This window comes from Micromonospora sp. GCM10011541 (genome assembly GCF_042650725.1).
In the GTDB taxonomy this organism is placed as follows: domain Bacteria; phylum Actinomycetota; class Actinomycetes; order Mycobacteriales; family Micromonosporaceae; genus Micromonospora; species Micromonospora sicca.
This window is the reverse complement of sequence record NZ_JBHSBP010000026.1, coordinates 141,715-158,368: the sequence shown is the minus strand read 5'-3', so window position 1 is coordinate 158,368 and position 16,654 is coordinate 141,715. Positions and strand designations below refer to the sequence as shown.

Below are 16,654 nucleotides of genomic sequence, written 5' to 3'. Positions count from 1 at the left end.
ACTCTCAGTCCAGGGTGAAGTAGTCGGGACCGGAGTAGACGCCGGTCGTCAGCTTGGTGCGCTGCATGAGCAGGTCGTTCAGCAGGCTGGACGCGCCGAACCGGAACCAGTCCGGGTCCAGCCAGTCCGGGCCGACGGTCTCGTTGACCATGACCAGGTACTTGATCGCGTCCTTGGTGGTCTTGATGCCGCCGGCCGGCTTCACGCCGACCTGCCGGCCGGTGGCGGCGCGGAAGTCGCGGACCGCCTCCAGCATCACCAGGCTCACCGGCAGCGTCGCCGCGACCGGGACCTTGCCGGTGGAGGTCTTGATGAAGTCGCCGCCGGCCAGCATGGCCAGCCAGGAGGCCCGCCGCACGTTGTCGTACGTGGCCAGCTCGCCGGTCTCCAGGATCACCTTGAGGTGGGCGTCCCCGCAGGCGGACTTGGTGGCCACGATCTCGTCGTAGACCTCCTTGTAGCGCCCGGCCAGGAACGCGCTCCGGTTGATCACCATGTCGATCTCGTCGGCGCCGGCCTCGACGGCCGCCCGGACGTCCGCCAGCTTGATCTCCAGCGGCGCCTGGCCGGACGGGAACGCGGTCGCCACGCTGGCCAGGTGCACGCCGGTGCCGCGCAGCACCTCGGCCACGTACGGGACCATCGAGGGGTAGACGCAGACCGCGCCGACGTGCGGACAGCTCGGGTCCGCCGGGTCGGGGCGCACCGCCTTGGCGGCGAGCGCCCGCACCTTGCCGGGGGTGTCCGCGCCCTCGAGAGTGGTCAGGTCGACCATCCGGATCGCCAGGTCGATGGCCTGGGCCTTGGCGGTGGTCTTGATGGAGCGGGTGCCGAGCTGTGCCGCCCGCTGCTCCGCGCCGACCTGGTCCACGCCGGGCAGGCCGTGCAGGAAGGTCCGCAGAGCGGTCTCGGATCGTCCCAGCTCGGAGAGGTCCGACCGGGCCGACGTCGCTGTCGCCGTCATGTCTCGAATACTACGCATCCGCGCGGTGAGTGATCTTGGTCACGGTCGCCTGGTCGGGGCGCCACACGTGAGCGGCGTCGCTGGTCACCCCCGCACCCGCACTGCCGGCCCCGGCGGACCGGTAGGTTGAGCGATCGTGGACGTACACGTCATTGACCACCCGCTCGCCCAGTCGCGGCTGACCGCCATGCGGGACGCCCGGACCGACTCGTCGTCGTTCCGGGCCGCGCTGCACGAACTCACCACCATGCTGGTGTACGAGGCCGCGCGCTCCTTCCCGGTCGAGAAGTACCAGATCCAGACCCCGGTCACCGGCGCCGAGGGGACCCGGCTGGCCAACCCGCCGCTGCTGGTGCCGGTGCTGCGGGCCGGTCTCGGCATGGCCGACGCCGCACTCGCCCTGCTGCCGGAGTCCTCGATGGGCTTCGTCGGGCTGGCCCGCGACGAGCGGACGTACGAGCCGCGCGCGTACATGGAGTCGCTGCCCCGCGACCTGACCGGCCTGCCGGTGCTGGTGCTCGACCCGATGCTGGCCACCGGCGGTTCGCTGGAGCACGGCTGCCGGCTGCTGGCCGACCGCGGCTGCACCGACATCACCGTGCTCTGCGTACTGGCCGCGCCGGTCGGCATCGCCCGGCTGGAGCAGTCCGGCCTGCCGCTGCGCCTGGTCACCGCCTCGATCGACGAGGGCCTGAACGACCGGATGTTCATCGTCCCGGGCCTCGGCGACGCCGGCGACCGCCAGTTCGGCGGCATGCCCCGCTTCTGACGCCACCGGTCGGCCCGCCGGTGACCCGGCGGGCCGGACGGGTCGACCGGGCGAGTTGCCGCGCGGGGGGGTGCGGACAACCGCTAGCGTCTCGGGCCATGACTGGTGTTGCGCTCGCCGAAGAGCTGCTGCTCCTCGCCTATGACGACGAAACCGGCAAGGCGACCATGCCGCGGATCAGCCTGGACCTCGGGATGGCCGCCGCGGTGCTGATCGAGCTGGCCCTGGCCGGCCGGATCGCGTACGCCGAGGGCTCCCTGGCGGTGACCGACCCGGCGCCCACCGGCGAGCCGGTCGCCGACGAGGTGCTGGCCCGGATCGCCGCCGACACCCCGCACACCCCGTCGTCGTGGGTGCAGCGACTGCGGCACGGCCTGCGCGACCGGATCCTCGGCGACCTGTGCCGCCAGGGTGTCGTGCGCGACGTCGACGAGACCGAGCTGGGCTTCATCCACGTGCACCGCTACCCGGTCGCCGACGCCTCTGTCGAGGCGGACATCCGCCGCCGGCTGGCCGAGGCGCTGACCAGCGGCGAACTCCCCGACGAGCGGACCGCCGCGCTGGCCACCCTGGTCGCCGTGCTGCGGATGGAGCCGGCGCTGGGGTTGACCGGCGACGACGCCCGGGACGCCCGGCGCCGGCTGGAGGAGATCACCGGCGGCGCCGGCTTCTCCGGCAACGTCAGCCTGGACGACTCGGTGGTCCGCCCCTCCGTCGGCCTGGTGGTCGCCGCCCTGGGCCAGGCCGTCGACGCCGCCCTCGGCAAGCGCGCCTGACCCCGCCCGGCCCCGCGCCCCGCCCTTGTTGAGCAAGAGGTCTGCGTCTCCGGAGCCGCTCTCCGGGACGCAAACCTCTTGATCAACCCTGTCGGGCGGGTCAGAGGCCGAGGGCGGCGGCGATTTCGGCGCGGAGCGCCGAGACCGCGGCGACCGCGCGCTGCCGGGCCGCGGGAACGTTGCCGTCCACGACCGGCGCCACCACCTCCAGGTACGCCTTGAGCTTCGGTTCGGTGCCGGAGGGGCGGATCACCACCCGGGCCGCGTCGGTCCGCAGGATCACCACGTCGGCCGCCGGAAGCAGGTCCGTCGACTCGATGACCGGGTGACCGAGCAGGGTCGTCGGGGTGTCGGCCCGGATCCGTTCCATCGTCCGGGCGATCACCCGCAGGTCATCGACCCGCACCGAGAGCTGGTCGGTGTGGTGGACGCCGAACTCGGCGGCCAGCTCGTCGAGCCGGTCGGTGAGCGTACGGCCCTGCGCCTTCAGCCCGGCGGCCAACTCGGCGACGCTCAGCGCGGCGGTGATGCCGTCCTTGTCCCGCACGTGCTCCGGCGCCACGCAGTAGCCGAGCGCCTCCTCGTACCCGAAGACCAGCGGCGCGGACCCGCCACCGGCCCGGACGATCCACTTGAACCCGGTCAACGTCTCGTCGTACGGCAGGCCGCGGGCCGCGCACATCGCCCGCAGCAGCGACGAGGAGACGATGGTGGTGGCGTACAGGCCGGTCACGCCCCGGCGCATCAGGTGGTCGGCGAGCAGCACGCCCACCTCGTCCCCCCGCAGCATCCGCCAGCTGCGCCGGTCCTCGCTCCCGCCGGCGAGGCTCGCGAGCTCACGCCGCTCGCTCGCCGAACCCACTTCGCCGCAGACGACCACCGCGCACCGGTCCGCGTCCGGGTCGTTGGCGATGGCGATGTCGGCGCCCGTCGACTCGGCCAGCGCGACCAGCCGGTCCACCGCGCCCGGCTCCTCCGGGTTGGGGAAGCTCACGGTCGGGAAGGTCGGGTCCGGCTCGGCCTGCTCGGGCACCACCCCGGGCACCGGGAAGCCGGCGCGGGCGAAGGCGGCGGTCAGCACCGACCCGCCCACCCCGTGCAGCGGCGTGTACGCCACCTTCAGGTCCCGGGGGCCGTCCGGGTCGATCACCCCGGCGGCCCGCGCCACGTACGACGCGACAAGGTCGTCGCCGAGCACCTCGCCGGCCGGGCCGAGCGGCACCTGCGCCAGCGGGCCCACCGCCCGGATCGCCGCCTCGATGCCGGCGTCGGCCGGCGGGACGATCTGCGCGCCCGCCCCGAGCTCCCCGCCGAGCTGGGCGCCCAGGTAGACCTTGTAGCCGTTGTCCTGCGGCGGGTTGTGGCTCGCGGTGACCATCACCCCGGCCACCGCGCCGAGCTGCCGCACCGCGTACGCGAGCACCGGCGTGGGCAGCGGTCGGGGCAGCAGCAGCGCCGGACGTCCCGCCCCGGTGGCCACCTGGGCGGTGCGCTCGGCGAAGGCCCGGGAACCGTGCCGGGCGTCGTACCCGATCACCAGCGGACCCGTCCCGCCCTCGGCGGCGAGCCAGCCGACCAGCCCGGCGGCGGCCTGGGTGACCACCGCGAGGTTCATCCCGTTCGGGCCGGCGCGCAGCGGGCCACGCAGGCCTGCGGTGCCGAAGGTCAGCGGCCCGGCGAACCGGTCGGCCAGGTCCGGCCCGCTGGCCGGCAGCCCGTCGAGCACCCCCCGCAGCTCGTCCCGGCTGGTCGGGTCGGGGTCGTCGTCGAGCCACCGTCGGGCCTGCTCGCGAAGTTCGTCAAGGTCAGTGGTTTCCGCCGCCATTGCCTCTTGATAGCACGGCGGCGGATCACCACTGGCCCTCGGCCTCGACTCAGTTGGCCCCGGTGAGCCGGAAGGACCGCGCCATCGCGTCGAAGATCGGCCGGCTCGCGGCGAATTCGGCCTCGTTGGCGGTCAGGTAGAACGAGTAGACCTTGCCGTCCTTCACCACGCCGCGCCACACCCCGTGCCGCTTGGTCGCACCGTCCCCGCAGGTGTACTCGAACTCGGCCGCCGCCCCGCCGGCGAGCGTCGGCTCCGACATCGCGAGCTGCTGGTACGGCTTCGCGCAGGACTTGCTCTTGTCCCGGAGGTTCCGCGAGGCGAACTCCGCCCAGCTGACCGATGTGCCGCTCCACTGCTCGGCGAGGATCCGCACCTTGCGCCCGCTGACCTGTGGATCGACGTAGTCGACGAAGACCCCGCCGGTCTTCCGGTCCCAGCCCTTCGGCACCTGGACGCTGACGCCCTTGGCCGAGTGCTCCTGCATCTCCACGCCCGGCCCGGCCGGCGCCGTCGCGGTCGGCAGCGACGTCACGATCTGCCGGTTCGGCTCGTCGTCGCCGCCGAACAGCACGACCGCGCCGATCAGCAGCAGCACCGCCAGCCCGCCGGCCGCGGCGAGCTGCACCTTGCGCGGCCAGCCCTTGACGGTGCCGACCACCTTGTCGCCGGCGCCCTTCAGCGTGCCCAGCGCGCCACCCGCGGCGGACCCGCCGGACCCGTTGGTCGGCCCGGCCCACGGCTGCCCGGTGCCCGGCACCGACCACTGGCCGCCGCCGTACACCGGCTGGGTGGCCTCGGCGGCGCGGCCGTACACCGGCTGGGTGGCGTCCGGGTGGCCGGTGCCGATCCGCTGGGTGGCCTCCGGCGCCGCCTGGTGGCCGATCCGCTGGGTGGCCTCCGACGCGCCGTACGCGGTGCCCGCCCGTCCCGGCGTGGCCATCGCTCCGGTCGGGGTGTGCAGTGGGCCGGCCAGTGCGTCGGCGCTGGTCTCGTCGAGCCCGGCGCCGCCCGCGGCGGCCGCCGCCCCGGACCGTTCGCCCCGGCGCAGCGCGGCGAGCCGGTCGGTGAGGGACTCGCTGGGACCGATCATCGCCCGGCCGCCGATCTGGCCACTCGGCTTCGGCTCCGGCGCCGCCGGGGGCGGCGGCGCGGACGGCCGCTGCACCGGCACCACCGCGTACGGGTCGGTGACCGAGTTGACCGCGGTCGCGGTGCTGGTCAGCGGGCCGGCGAGCAGCTCGCGCAGCATCGCCCGGGCGGTGTGCACGTCCAGCCGGCGGGCCGGGTCCTTCTCCAGCAGCCCCATCAGCACCCGGGTCAACGGACCGCTGCGCTGCGGGGTGGCCGGCGGGTCCTCGACCACGGCGTGCATCGTCTCGATGGGGTCACCCTTGTCGAACGGCGGACGCCCCTCCACCGCGGTGTAGAGCGTGACGCCCAGCGAGAAGAGGTCGCTCGGCGGCCCGAACTCCTGGCCCATCGCCCGTTCCGGCGAGATGAAGTGCGGCGAGCCGAGCACCATGCCGGGCGTGGTGAGCTGCACGTCGGTGGGCATCCGGGCCACCCCGAAGTCGGTCAGCACGCACCGACCGTCGTTGCAGATCAGCACGTTGGCCGGCTTGACGTCGCGGTGCAGCACGCCGATCGCGTGCGCCACCTCCAGCGCGCCGAGCAGGGCGATGCCGATCTTGGCGACGGCGCGGGGCGCCACCGGGCCGTCCTCGATGACCATGTCGGCGAGGCTGCGGGCGTCCAGCAGCTCCATCACGATCCACGGGCGGCCACCCTCGGTGACCACGTCGTACACCTGGACCACGGCGGGGTGCTGGATCGCGGCGGCGGCGCGGGCCTCGCGCAGGGTCCGCTCGTACATCGCGTCGCGGTCGCTCGGGGCGAGCCCGGGCGGGAGGACGACTTCCTTGACCGCCACGTCGCGGCGCAGCAGCGTGTCTGTGGCGCGCCAGACCGTGCCCATGCCGCCGTTGCCCACCGGGGACCGCAGCGAGTAGCGGCCACCGATGGTGGTGCCGGGTGCCGCGCGTCCGTTGGGAGGACTGACTGGTCCGCCGCTCCACGTCGGGATCTGAGTCACAGAAAAGCCACCGGGGGATATCGAGGGGGGCTGGGACACAACCCCCCTATCTTGCTGGTTCCGACGGCCGATGCGAAACCCGACGCGGCGGACGTTTACCTATTCGACCGTATGTGGTCAGGTACTCACCTCTCGTCGATCCTCTTCGACGTGGTGTGCGGTATCCCTCACCCACCGACGTCCGGTCGCGTCCTACCATCCGGTAATGAGCGAACGGCGGTCAAGCGAGTCCGGTTTCCCCATCAAGGGCGTCTACACGGCGGCCGACCTCCCCGGGGAGCTGGCGGACCGGCTGGGCGCCCCGGGCGAGTTCCCGTACACCCGCGGGGTCTACCCGACCATGTACACCTCCCGCCCGTGGACGATGCGGCAGTACGCCGGCTTCGGCACCGCCACCGAGTCCAACGCGCGTTACCACCAGTTGTTGCGGGCCGGCACCATGGGCCTCTCCGTCGCCTTCGACCTGCCCACCCAGATGGGGTACGACTCCGACGACCCGATCGCGCACGGCGAGGTGGGCAAGGTCGGGGTGGCCATCGACTCCATCGAGGACATGCGGCTGCTCTTCGACGGCATCCCGCTGGACAAGGTCTCCACCTCGATGACCATCAACGCGCCCGGCTCGGTGCTGCTCCTGCTGTACCAGCTCGTGGCCGAGGAGAACGGGGTCGCCGGGGGCGCGCTGAACGGCACCATCCAGAACGACATCCTCAAGGAGTACATCGCCCGGGGGACGTACATCTTCCCGCCGAAGCCCTCGCTGCGGCTGGTCGCCGACACCTTCGCGTACTGCCGCAAGGAGGTGCCGAAGTGGAACACCATCTCCATCTCCGGCTACCACATGGCGGAGGCCGGCGCGACGCCCGCGCAGGAGATCGCGTTCACCCTGGCCAACGGCGTGGAGTACGTCCGCGCCGCGCTGGCGGCCGGGCTGGCCGTGGACGACTTCGCGCCCCGGCTGTCGTTCTTCTTCGTCGCCCGGACCACCCTGATCGAGGAGGTCGCCAAGTTCCGCGCCGCCCGGCGGATCTGGGCCCGGCTGATGCGCGACGAGTTCGGCGCGAAGGACCCGAAGTCGATGATGCTGCGCTTCCACACGCAGACCGCGGGCGTCCAGCTCACCGCCCAGCAGCCGGAGGTCAACCTGGTCCGGGTGGCCATCCAGGGGCTCGGCGCGGTGCTCGGCGGCACCCAGTCGCTGCACACCAACAGCTTCGACGAGGCGATCGCGCTGCCCACCGAGAAGGCGGCCCGGCTGGCGCTGCGGACCCAGCAGGTGCTGGCGTACGAGACGGACCTGACCGCCACCGTGGACCCGTTCGCCGGGTCGTACGTGGTGGAGGCGATGACCGCGGAGATCGAGGCGGCCGCGACCGAGCTGATGGAGCGGGTGGCCGACCACGGCTCGGCGGTGGACGCCATCGAGGCCGGCTTCCAGAAGCGGGAGATCGAGCAGTCGGCGTATCGGATCGCCCAGGAGATCGACTCCGGTGAGCGGGTGGTGGTGGGCCTCAACCGCTTCGCCATCGACGAGGAGGAGCCGTACGAGCCGCTGCGGGTGGACCCGACGATCGAGGCCGCCCAGGCGGAGCGGCTGGCGAAGCTGCGGGCGGAGCGGGACAACGACGCAGTCGAGCGGGCGCTCGCGGAGCTGCGCGCGGCCGCCGAGGGCGCCGCGAACGTGCTCTACCCGATGAAGGAGGCGCTGCGGGCCCGCGCCACGGTGGGCGAGGTCTGCGGCACGCTGCGCGCGGTCTGGGGGACGTACCGGCCGAGCGACCGGTTCTGACCTTCGTCAATGGCGGCCTCCGCCGGCGCCCCGGCACCGGCGCGGGCCGCCGTCCGCGCTTCCGAGCTGCGAAAACGGGCGTCGCCGCCGGTCGTCGGGCGGCGCTACAGTCGGTGTTCTCCCCGTACTTCGGCGGAGCGGAGGCGCGGCGCGGACCTCCCGGGCGACGGCGCCCGGCCCGTTCGGCCGGCCTGCGGCAGTGAGGCCGGCCGCCCGCGAGTGTGCGGATCGGGAATGCGGGTAACCCGGTCGGGTGATCGGGACGGACAGCCTGTGCGGTCGCGGAACGGCCGGTCATGTCACCGTCGGGAGTCGTCCCGCCGCCGAGAGTTGTCGTTTGATGGTCGGAGCGGCAGTTAATTGTCGCGACTAATGCGACAATTCGGAACGGCAGCCTGGGTTTTCGTGACCGACGAAACGGTTACGCGTTGTAGGAGGTGGGGGGCAGATGACGGCGTTCGACCGCGATCTACCTGCTGTCCCGCAGATATTCGACCCCTCTCACCAGGGCATTCGTGACTCTGTGCGGTCCGATCGCTACGGGAAAGATGTTGCCCAGCGTCACCGCCGGAGGTCTAGGCTGTCTGCTGTTCTCCCCGATGATCCATCCATCTCTAGTGATCGAGAATTCGACGTGACGAGTGCGTTGACGCTGCCCACCGCAGGCCAGCTGGCGTCGTCCTGGCCGGAGGCGCCATCCGGGTCCCAGCCCCTGCCCTTCGAGCTCGACCATCTGCTCGCCCTCCGGGTACCCGGCCTCATCGCCACCCGCCGTCACATCCACTCCCACCCGGAGCTGTCCGGCGAGGAGTTCGAGACGGCTGCACTGATCGCCCGGGAACTCTCCCTGGCCGGGCTGCACCCGCGACTGCTGCCCAAGGGCAACGGCGTCATCTGCGACATCGACGGGCGGCCGGGCGGCCCGGTGATCGCGCTCCGCGCCGACATCGACGCGCTGCCGCTGACCGACGCGAAGGACGTGCCGTACCGGTCCACGGTGGACGGCGTCTGCCACGCCTGCGGGCACGACGTGCACACCTCGGTGATGCTCGGCGTCGGCATGCTGCTGGCCCAGCTCGCCGACCTGGGCCAGCTCAACGGCCGGGTCCGGCTGATCTTCCAGCCGGCCGAGGAGATCCTGCCCTGCGGTTCGCTGGAGGTCATCGAGGCCGGTGGCCTCGACGACGTGGTGCAGATCTTCGCCGTGCACTGCGACCCGAACCTGCCGGTGGGCAAGGTCGGCCTGCGGGTCGGCCCGATCACCGCGGCGGCCGACAACGTCACCGTCCGGCTCACCGGGCCGGGTGGGCACACCGCCCGCCCGCACCTCACCGTCGACCTGGTCGACGCGCTCGGCCGGCTGGTCACCGAGGTGCCCACCCTGGTCAGCCGCCGGGTGCCGGCCAACAGCGGGCTGCTGCTGGTGTTCGGCCACGCCTCGGCCGGCACCCGTTACAACGTCATCCCGTCCGAGGCCTGCGCCGCCGGCACCCTGCGGGTGATGGACCGCGACACCTGGGAGCAGGCCCCGAAGATCGTGGCTCAGGTGGTCCAGGACGTCATGGCGCCCACCGGTGCGACCGTCGACCTGGAATACCTCCGTGGCCGCCCGCCGGTCAGCAACGACGCCCGCGCCATCGGCGTGCTGACCGCCGCGACCGCCGCCGCCCTCGGCCCCGAGGGGATCGCGGAGACCCCGCAGAGCATGGGCGGCGAGGACTTCTCCTGGTACCTGGAGCACGTGCCGGGCGCGCTCGCCCGCCTCGGCGTCGGCCGGTCCGGTCCCAACGTGGACCTGCACCGGGCCTCGTTCGATCCGGACGAGCGCGCCATCCCGGTCGGGGTACGCCTCATGGTGCAGACCGCGTTGCGGGCACTGGCAGCGGTGCGGTAGGACCAACCGGCTGACCGGCCGGCGGCCCGAGCGGCGGCGTCGGCCCGGCCGGTGGCGTCCGCCGGCGTCGGCGGCGCAGCACCCGGATCAGCAGCGCCACCGGTACGCCGAACGCCACCAGCCATGGCAGCAGCGCGCCGAGCACGGTGAGCAGCACGGTCACCGAGGCGACGAAGACCTCCCAGCCACCCCGCAGCCCGACCAGGAACCCGATCTCGGTCTGCTCCTCCTCGGTGGAGGCGTCCTTCCCGACGAAGGTCACCGTGATGGTGGACAGCGCGGTCAGGTCGGCCAGCCGGCGCTTCTTCGCCTCCAACGAGGCGAGGTCGGCCTCCCGCCGGCCCAGCTCGTTCTCCAGGTTCACCAGCTCGCCCGTCGAGGTGGCCCGGTCCAGCAGCTTGCGGGCGCTCTCCACCCGGGCCCGCTGGCTGATGATCCGGGCGTCCAGGTCGACCACCTCCTCGGTGACGTCCTGGGTGTGCACCTCGCGCCGCTGCTGCCGGCCCAGCTTCGCCAGCTCGTCCACGACCGCGGTGAACTTCGCCGCCGGCACCCGCAGCTCCAACTCGGCCCGCGCGTCCGCCGACTCGCTGCGCCGCTGGTCGCCGCCGACGAACCCGCCCGCCTCGGTCACCGCGGCGATCGCCTCCCGAGCGGCCCGTTCCACGTCGTCCACCTGCACCTGCATCGTTCCGGTGTAGATGATCGACCGCTGGTCGACCCGCAGGTCGGGCGGGCTCGCGCCGGCCTCGCCGGGTGCCGCCTGGCCGCGGTCGGCCGCCGCGCCGCCGGCCGGCGCCTGGGCGGAGTTGCTGTCACGCTCCCCGCCGCCCGCGCCGCAACCCCCCGCGACCAGCACCGCGACCAGTCCCACCGCCGCCAGCGGTACGCCTCCGCGGCGTCCTGTCCGTACGCTCATCCCCGCTCCGATCCTCGTGGCCCCGTCCCGGGGCGATACGTCGGACGCGACGCGACACCGCGCCGGTTCCGGCAGACTGCGCTCAGGACGTCACGATTCGATAATCGAGGAGTCACGATGCAGGTCACCAAGTACGCCCACTCCTGTGTCCGGGTGGAGCACGACGGGGGAGTGCTCGTCGTCGACCCCGGGGTGTTCACCGAGCCCGAGGCGTTGGACGGGGCGGACGCGGTGCTGATCACCCACCAGCACCCGGACCACGTGAACCCGGAGACGCTCGCCCGGGCGCTGGAGCGTCGCCCGTTCACCGTCAACGGTCCGGCCTCGCTCGCCGGCGTCCTCGGTGACGCGGCCGAGGCACTGACCGCGGTCGCGCCGGGGGAGTCGTTCACCGCCGCCGGGGTGGCGGTCCGCGCGTACGGCGGAAAGCACGCCGTCATCCACCCGGACATCCCGGTGATCGAGAACCTGGGTTACCTGATCAACGATGTGGTCTACCACCCGGGAGACTCCCTGGACGTCCCCGAGGAGGTCCAGGTGGACACCCTCTTCGCGCCCATCCACGCGCCCTGGTCGAAGTTCGCCGAGGTGGTCGACTTCATCCGGGCGGTCGCCCCGCGCCGCGCGTACGCCCTGCACGACGGTCTGCTCAACAGCAACGGGTTCGCCGTGCTCGACCGGCAGTACACCGCGCTGTCGAACACCGAGTACCAGCGGCTCGAGCCGGGCACCCGGTTCGACGCCTGACCCCGTGGCCGCCCCCTCCCGCGAGCTGGTTGAGCAGCTCTACGCCACGCCACCCGACCGGTTCGTCGCTGCCCGGGACGCCGCCGTCGCCGAGGCGCGCCGAGCCGGCGACCAGGCCGCCGCCCGGGAGATCGCCCGGCTGCGCCGGCCCACCGTGGCGGCCTGGCTGGTGAACCTGCTGGCCATCCGCCGGCCCGAGCTGGTCGCCGACCTGGCGCAGCTCGCCGACGCGCTCCGTGCCGCCCAGCGCGACCTGCGCGGCGCCAAGCTCCGCGAGCTGTCCGCGCAGCGCCGGGCCGTGGTCGGCGCCCTGGTCGCCGAGGTACGCCGGCTGGCCGCCGAGACCGGGGAGGCCCCGCCGGCCGGGAAGCTGCCGCTGGGCGAGGTCGAGGCGACCCTCAACGCGGCGCTCTCCGACGCCGAGGTGGCCGAGCAGATCCGCTCCGGTCGCCTGCTCCGGGCCACCAGCTACGCCGGCTTCGGCGAGGTGCCCCGCCCCCAGCTGCGGCTGGTCACCGGGGGCGCTGAGGAACCCGCCGTACCGGACCGGGCGGCCGAGCGGGCCGAGACCCGGCGGACGCGCGACGAACGGGCGGCGGACCGGGCCGCCCGGGCCGAGCGGGCGAAACGCCGCCGGGAGCTGGACCGGGAGCTGGCCCGGGCCCGGGCCGACCAGGAACGCGCCGAGGCGGAGCTGGCCGGCGCGGAGCGGTCCGCCCAGGACGGCGCGGTGGAGCTGGACCGGATCGAGGCCGAGCTCGCCGAGCTGGAGCGCCGGCGGGCCGTCGCCGAGCAGGAGCTGAGCCGGGCCAAGCTGGCCCGCGGCGCCGCCGAGCGGGCGGTCACCGCGGCCCGCCGGCGCGCCGGTGAGGTCGAGGCCGCGGTGGAGGCGCTGGACGCCGAAGAGGGGGATGCCACCGGCGGCGGTCAGCAGGCAGACTGACCGGGATGGATGACCACGGTGGACGGACGGTGTCCGCGCTTCCCGCTGCGGTGTCCGGCGGATGACCCCCGAGCAGGTCGCCGCCGCCAGCAAGCCGCTGGTGCTGGAGCTCGGGGAGGCGTTCAGCCGCTGCCCGGGGACCCTGCGCCGGGCCCGCCTGCTCGGCATCTCCGGCTGGGCGTTCTACATCACCGGCCGGGCCGGCGCGCTCGGCGACGTACGCGCCGAGACGGTCGCCGCCGCCCTCGGCTTCATCGCCCCCGACGCGGTCGCCGACGGCTGGGACGCCGCGGCCCGTACCGTCCGGCCGGTGGAGATCGCCGCGGCGAACCTGGCCGAGTGCTGCCGCTGGGGCGCCCAGCATCTCGGCGAGGCGCCGGGGACGGCCCGGCTGGTCGGGCTGCTGGAACGGATCGTCGACGCGGCGGACGCCAGCGGGATGCCGCTCTTCGCCGCCTGGCGGGCCATGCCGGTGCCGGACCGGTCGTCCGGCGCCCGGACGGCCGTCGGGCTGCTCCTGCTCCGTGAGCACTTCGCCGGAGCGTACCTGCTCGCCGTCCGGGCCGCCGGGATGACCCCACTGGAGGCGGTGCTGGCCGGGCCGGAGGGCGAGGCCGGCGCCGCCGCCTGCGGCTGGCCGCCGCCGTACCCGCCGGTGGGGCCGCTGGTCCGGCGGCGGCTCTGGGCCGAGGCGGTGACCGACCGGCTGGCCTCGTCGGCGTTCCGGGGGCTCGGCCCGGGCGAGGGGGCGGAACTGCTCGACCTGCTCACCGCCGCCCGGCTGCACCTGGGCCGGCGCGTCCCGGCCGCCTGACGGTGCCGGCCGTGCGGACGTACCGGGCCGTGGTCCGTCGGCCCTCGGCCAAAAATGGGCGGCGCGGTCGGCGGTCGGCCTGCCAGGATCGCGGCGTGACGCTCCCCGCCGGCTGGACGGCCCGCCGACCCACCCTGGACGACGTACCGGCGATCCTGAAGGTGGTGCACGCCGCCGACACGTTCGCCATCGGATATCCGGACTTCTCCGCCGAGGACGTGGCGGAGTGCCTGACCGCGCCGTACGTCGACCCGGCCGCGGACTCGTGGCTGGGCCTGGACCCGGAGGGCGGGGTCGTCGCCTGGGCGATCGTGGACAACCCGACCGGCGTGGGGCGCGAGTTCGTCGAGGTGTACGTCGACCCCGAGCGCGGTCGCGAGCTGCAAGCTCCGCTGCTGGACCGGCAGTTGGCCCGGGTCGCCGAGCGGGCCGTCGAGCGTGGGCTGCCGGCGCTCACCGTCCGTTGCGCGGTGTACGAGCCGGAGCAGGAGTGGCGGCGGACCCTGCTCGACGCCGGGTTCACCCTCGGCAAGCGGTACGTGCGGATGAGCCGGTCACTGGCCGACCTGCCCGCCGGGCCGCCCGCGCCCCCGGCCGGCGTCACCGTCCGGCCGGTACGCCCCGACGACGAGGCGGAGCTGCGGACGTTTCACCGGATCTACGACACCGCGTTCCGCGACACCCCCGACTACGAGCCGCGGAGCTACCACGTCTGGCGGGCGAGCCTCGGCGACGCCACCGACTGGGACGAGTGGTTCGTCGCCGAGGTGGACGGCGAACCGGCCGGCGTCCTCCAGTCCTCCCCGCAGGGCATCGACCAGAACGAGGGCTTCGTCAAGAACCTCGCCGTGCTGCCCGAGCATCGGCGCCGGGGGGTGGGCGCCGCCCTGCTCCAGCACGCCTTCGCCCGGTACGCCGCCAAGGGGCGGGCCACCGCCGGCCTCGGGGTGGACCTGGCGAACCCGACCGCCCCGCTGTCCCTCTACCGGTCGGTCGGGCTGCGCGAGGTACGCGCGGTCGACATGTACCAGCTGGAGGTCAAGGCCGCCGGCTGACCGGCGCCCGGGTGTGGCATTGGCGACCCGGTCAGGGGTCGACGGGCGGCCCGACCGGGCACGGGAGCAGACTGGGAGCGTGCGATACGCGCTACGCCGACGCGGTGCCGGTGGGGCGGGACCGCAGCTCGGTGACGTAGTCGTCCGGCGCGCCCGCCTTCTCGGCCGCGTTCGCGATCTCCGACAGGTACCACGACGTCGGCAGGCCGCCCTCGTACCCGTCGAAGACGTAGACCCAGGCGGTCACGTCCCCGTCCAGCGTCGAGACGCGGACCGTGAGCTTGCGGTACGTCCCGGCGGTCACGCCCTCGAGCTCGTCGAGCTGCGCCGCGTCGTACGGGTGGATGTCGTAGAGCGCCACGAAGACCCGGTCACCCGGGGACTCGACGACGGTGCTGACCGAGCCCTCCCAGCCGATGACGTCCTCGCCGGCGAAGGTGAGCCGCCAGCCCTCCAGCCAGCCGATGCCCACCATCGGCGAATGCGGGCAGTAGGCACGCATCCGGGCGGGGTCCAGGTTTGAGCCGTAAGCGGCGTAATGACGCACGGCGATGACGATAGCCCGGCCGGCGGGTGGGGGAGAATACGACGGTGCGTGTCGAGCGCGTTGGGGAGAAGAAAATCACTGTGAGCACTGACGAGGGGCGAGCGCTGTGAGCCAGATCGTGATCATCGGCGGGGGGCCGGCCGGGTACGAGGCGGCGCTGGTCGCCGCCCAGCTCGACGCCGATGTCACCGTGGTGGAGGCGGAGGGGGCCGGCGGCGCCTGCGTGCTCTCCGACTGCGTCCCGTCGAAGACCTTCATCGCCAGCTCGGAGGTGGTGACCGGCTGCCGGGACACCGAGGAGTTCGGGGTGCACTCCGACGGACTGGAGGCGGTCACCGTCGACGCCCGCGCGGTGCACGAACGGGTGAAGCGGCTCGCGCTGGCCCAGTCGGCCGACATCCACACCAAGCTGATCAAGGCCGGGGTGGAGTTCGTCGCCGGGACCGCCCGGCTCGGCGAGGACACCCTCGGCCACACCCACCGGGTGGTGGTGACCCCGGCCGACGGCGCCGAGGAGTATTCGATCGCCGCCTCCACCGTGCTGATCGCCACCGGCGCCACGCCCCGCCAGCTCCCCACCGCCGTCCCGGACGGCGAGCGCATCCTGACCTGGCGCCAGGTGTACGACCTGCCCGACCTGCCCGAGCACCTGATCGTGGTCGGTTCCGGCGTGACCGGGGCCGAGTTCGCCAGCGCGTACCTGGCCATGGGCGTCGAGGTCACCCTGGTCTCCAGCCGGGACCGGGTGATGCCGCACGAGGACGCCGATGCCGCGTCGGCCATCGAGCGGGTGTTCCGCAACCGGGGCATGAGCATCCTCAACAACTCCCGCGCGGACGCGGTCCGCCGCACCTCTGACGGGGTCGAGGTCGAGCTCTCCGACGGCCGCAAGGTGCACGGCACGCACGCGCTGATCGCCGTCGGCTCGATCCCGAACACCGCCAACCTGGGCCTCGCCGAGTACGGCGTGGAGCTGGCCCGGGGTGGCTACGTCACCGTCGACCGGGTGTCCCGGACCAACGTGCCCGGCGTCTACGCCGCCGGTGACTGCACCGGGGTGCTGCCGCTGGCAAGCGTCGCCGCCATGCAGGGCCGGATCGCGATGTGGCACGCGCTCGGCGAGGCGGTCCGGCCGCTGCGGCTGCGTACCGTCGCGGCGAACGTCTTCACCGACCCGGAGCTGGCCACCGTCGGCGTCTCGCAGGACGAGGTGGACGCCGGCAAGATCCCGGCCCGCCAGGTGATGCTGCCGCTCTCCGGCAACGCCCGGGCGAAGATGGCCGACCTGGCCGACGGCTTCGTCAAGCTCTTCTGCCGCCCGGCCAGCGGTCAGGTGATCGGCGGCGTGGTGGTGGCCCCCAAGGCCAGTGAGTTGATCCTGCCGATCACCATGGCGGTGGAGAACAACCTCACGGTCAACGAGCTGGCCCAGACCATCACCATCTACCCGAGCCTCTCCGGCTCCATCACCGAGGCCGCCCGCCAGCTGATGCTCCACGAACTGGAGTAGTCCCCGG

The 16,654-nt window shown here is 73.5% G+C and carries 14 protein-coding genes; 9 read left to right on the top strand and 5 right to left on the bottom strand.

The window, feature by feature from the left end:
• Positions 1-4: 4 nt before the first annotated feature.
• Positions 5-964: a deoxyribose-phosphate aldolase gene (gene deoC, locus ACFOYX_RS11490; RefSeq protein WP_322439646.1), complete on the bottom strand. Its 960-nt coding sequence runs from the start codon at positions 962-964 to the stop codon at positions 5-7.
• Between the two features lie 136 nt (positions 965-1,100).
• On the opposite strand from deoC, the gene upp reads away from it, so the two are divergent.
• Together upp and ACFOYX_RS11480 are read left to right on the top strand one after the other, a co-directional pair.
• The gene (upp, locus tag ACFOYX_RS11485; protein ID WP_109804230.1) at positions 1,101-1,733 is read left to right on the top strand and encodes a uracil phosphoribosyltransferase; all 633 of its coding nucleotides are present in this window, start codon (positions 1,101-1,103) and stop codon (positions 1,731-1,733) included.
• Positions 1,734-1,831: 98 nt separating this feature from the next.
• Positions 1,832-2,509, top strand: coding sequence for a GPP34 family phosphoprotein (locus ACFOYX_RS11480; protein ID WP_109804231.1), 678 nt, complete (start codon positions 1,832-1,834; stop codon positions 2,507-2,509).
• 100 nt (positions 2,510-2,609) lie between these two features.
• On the opposite strand, the gene ACFOYX_RS11475 is transcribed toward ACFOYX_RS11480, so the two are convergent.
• Positions 2,610-4,334 (bottom strand): phospho-sugar mutase, encoded by a 1,725-nt coding sequence (locus ACFOYX_RS11475; protein WP_322439645.1) that lies wholly within the window; start codon positions 4,332-4,334, stop codon positions 2,610-2,612.
• A gap of 49 nt (positions 4,335-4,383) precedes the next feature.
• Positions 4,384-6,429 (bottom strand): serine/threonine-protein kinase, encoded by a 2,046-nt coding sequence (locus ACFOYX_RS11470; RefSeq protein WP_322439644.1) that lies wholly within the window; start codon positions 6,427-6,429, stop codon positions 4,384-4,386.
• 205 nt (positions 6,430-6,634) lie between these two features.
• Here ACFOYX_RS11470 and ACFOYX_RS11465 point away from each other — a divergent pair, with 205 nt between their 5' ends.
• Complete coding sequence (locus ACFOYX_RS11465) at positions 6,635-8,218, top strand: methylmalonyl-CoA mutase family protein (RefSeq protein ID WP_322439643.1); 1,584 nt, start codon at positions 6,635-6,637, stop codon at positions 8,216-8,218.
• A gap of 634 nt (positions 8,219-8,852) precedes the next feature.
• Positions 8,853-10,112 (top strand): amidohydrolase, encoded by a 1,260-nt coding sequence (locus ACFOYX_RS11460; RefSeq protein ID WP_322439642.1) that lies wholly within the window; start codon positions 8,853-8,855, stop codon positions 10,110-10,112.
• Here ACFOYX_RS11460 and ACFOYX_RS11455 read toward each other — a convergent pair.
• The gene (locus ACFOYX_RS11455; protein WP_322439641.1) at positions 10,069-11,031 is read right to left on the bottom strand and encodes a DUF4349 domain-containing protein; all 963 of its coding nucleotides are present in this window, start codon (positions 11,029-11,031) and stop codon (positions 10,069-10,071) included. The two genes, ACFOYX_RS11460 and ACFOYX_RS11455, sit on opposite strands and share 44 nt — an antisense overlap.
• Positions 11,032-11,148: 117 nt before the next feature.
• Here ACFOYX_RS11455 and ACFOYX_RS11450 point away from each other — a divergent pair, with 117 nt between their 5' ends.
• From ACFOYX_RS11450 to ACFOYX_RS11435, 4 genes are all read left to right on the top strand, one after another.
• Positions 11,149-11,778: an MBL fold metallo-hydrolase gene (locus ACFOYX_RS11450; protein WP_322439640.1), complete on the top strand. Its 630-nt coding sequence runs from the start codon at positions 11,149-11,151 to the stop codon at positions 11,776-11,778.
• A gap of 4 nt (positions 11,779-11,782) precedes the next feature.
• Positions 11,783-12,721 carry a hypothetical protein gene (locus ACFOYX_RS11445; RefSeq protein ID WP_322439639.1) on the top strand — a complete coding sequence of 313 codons (939 nt, stop codon included), beginning with the start codon at positions 11,783-11,785 and terminating at the stop codon, positions 12,719-12,721.
• A 61-nt stretch (positions 12,722-12,782) separates the two neighbouring features.
• Positions 12,783-13,535, top strand: coding sequence for a hypothetical protein (locus tag ACFOYX_RS11440; RefSeq protein ID WP_322439638.1), 753 nt, complete (start codon positions 12,783-12,785; stop codon positions 13,533-13,535).
• Between the two features lie 95 nt (positions 13,536-13,630).
• A complete protein-coding gene (locus ACFOYX_RS11435; RefSeq protein ID WP_322439637.1) occupies positions 13,631-14,590 on the top strand; it encodes a GNAT family N-acetyltransferase in 960 nt (319 codons plus the stop codon).
• 91 nt (positions 14,591-14,681) lie between these two features.
• Here ACFOYX_RS11435 and ACFOYX_RS11430 read toward each other — a convergent pair whose 3' ends face one another.
• Complete coding sequence (locus ACFOYX_RS11430) at positions 14,682-15,137, bottom strand: gamma-glutamylcyclotransferase (RefSeq protein WP_109804241.1); 456 nt, start codon at positions 15,135-15,137, stop codon at positions 14,682-14,684.
• A gap of 106 nt (positions 15,138-15,243) precedes the next feature.
• Between ACFOYX_RS11430 and ACFOYX_RS11425 the strand changes: the two genes are divergently transcribed.
• Complete coding sequence (locus tag ACFOYX_RS11425; protein WP_322439636.1) at positions 15,244-16,647, top strand: NAD(P)H-quinone dehydrogenase; 1,404 nt, start codon at positions 15,244-15,246, stop codon at positions 16,645-16,647.
• Positions 16,648-16,654: the final 7 nt, after the last annotated feature.

Excerpts from the sequence above, each read along its gene's own strand:
- deoC (WP_322439646.1), bottom strand. The coding sequence starts at position 964 with ATGACGGCGACAGCGACGTCGGCCCGGTCGGACCTCTCCGAGCTGGGA.
- ACFOYX_RS11480 (WP_109804231.1), top strand. The coding sequence starts at position 1,832 with ATGACTGGTGTTGCGCTCGCCGAAGAGCTGCTGCTCCTCGCCTATGAC.
- ACFOYX_RS11475 (WP_322439645.1), bottom strand. The coding sequence starts at position 4,334 with ATGGCGGCGGAAACCACTGACCTTGACGAACTTCGCGAGCAGGCCCGA.
- ACFOYX_RS11465 (WP_322439643.1), top strand. The coding sequence starts at position 6,635 with ATGAGCGAACGGCGGTCAAGCGAGTCCGGTTTCCCCATCAAGGGCGTC.
- ACFOYX_RS11455 (WP_322439641.1), bottom strand. The coding sequence starts at position 11,031 with ATGAGCGTACGGACAGGACGCCGCGGAGGCGTACCGCTGGCGGCGGTG.
- ACFOYX_RS11450 (WP_322439640.1), top strand. The coding sequence starts at position 11,149 with ATGCAGGTCACCAAGTACGCCCACTCCTGTGTCCGGGTGGAGCACGAC.
- ACFOYX_RS11440 (WP_322439638.1), top strand. The coding sequence starts at position 12,783 with ATGACCCCCGAGCAGGTCGCCGCCGCCAGCAAGCCGCTGGTGCTGGAG.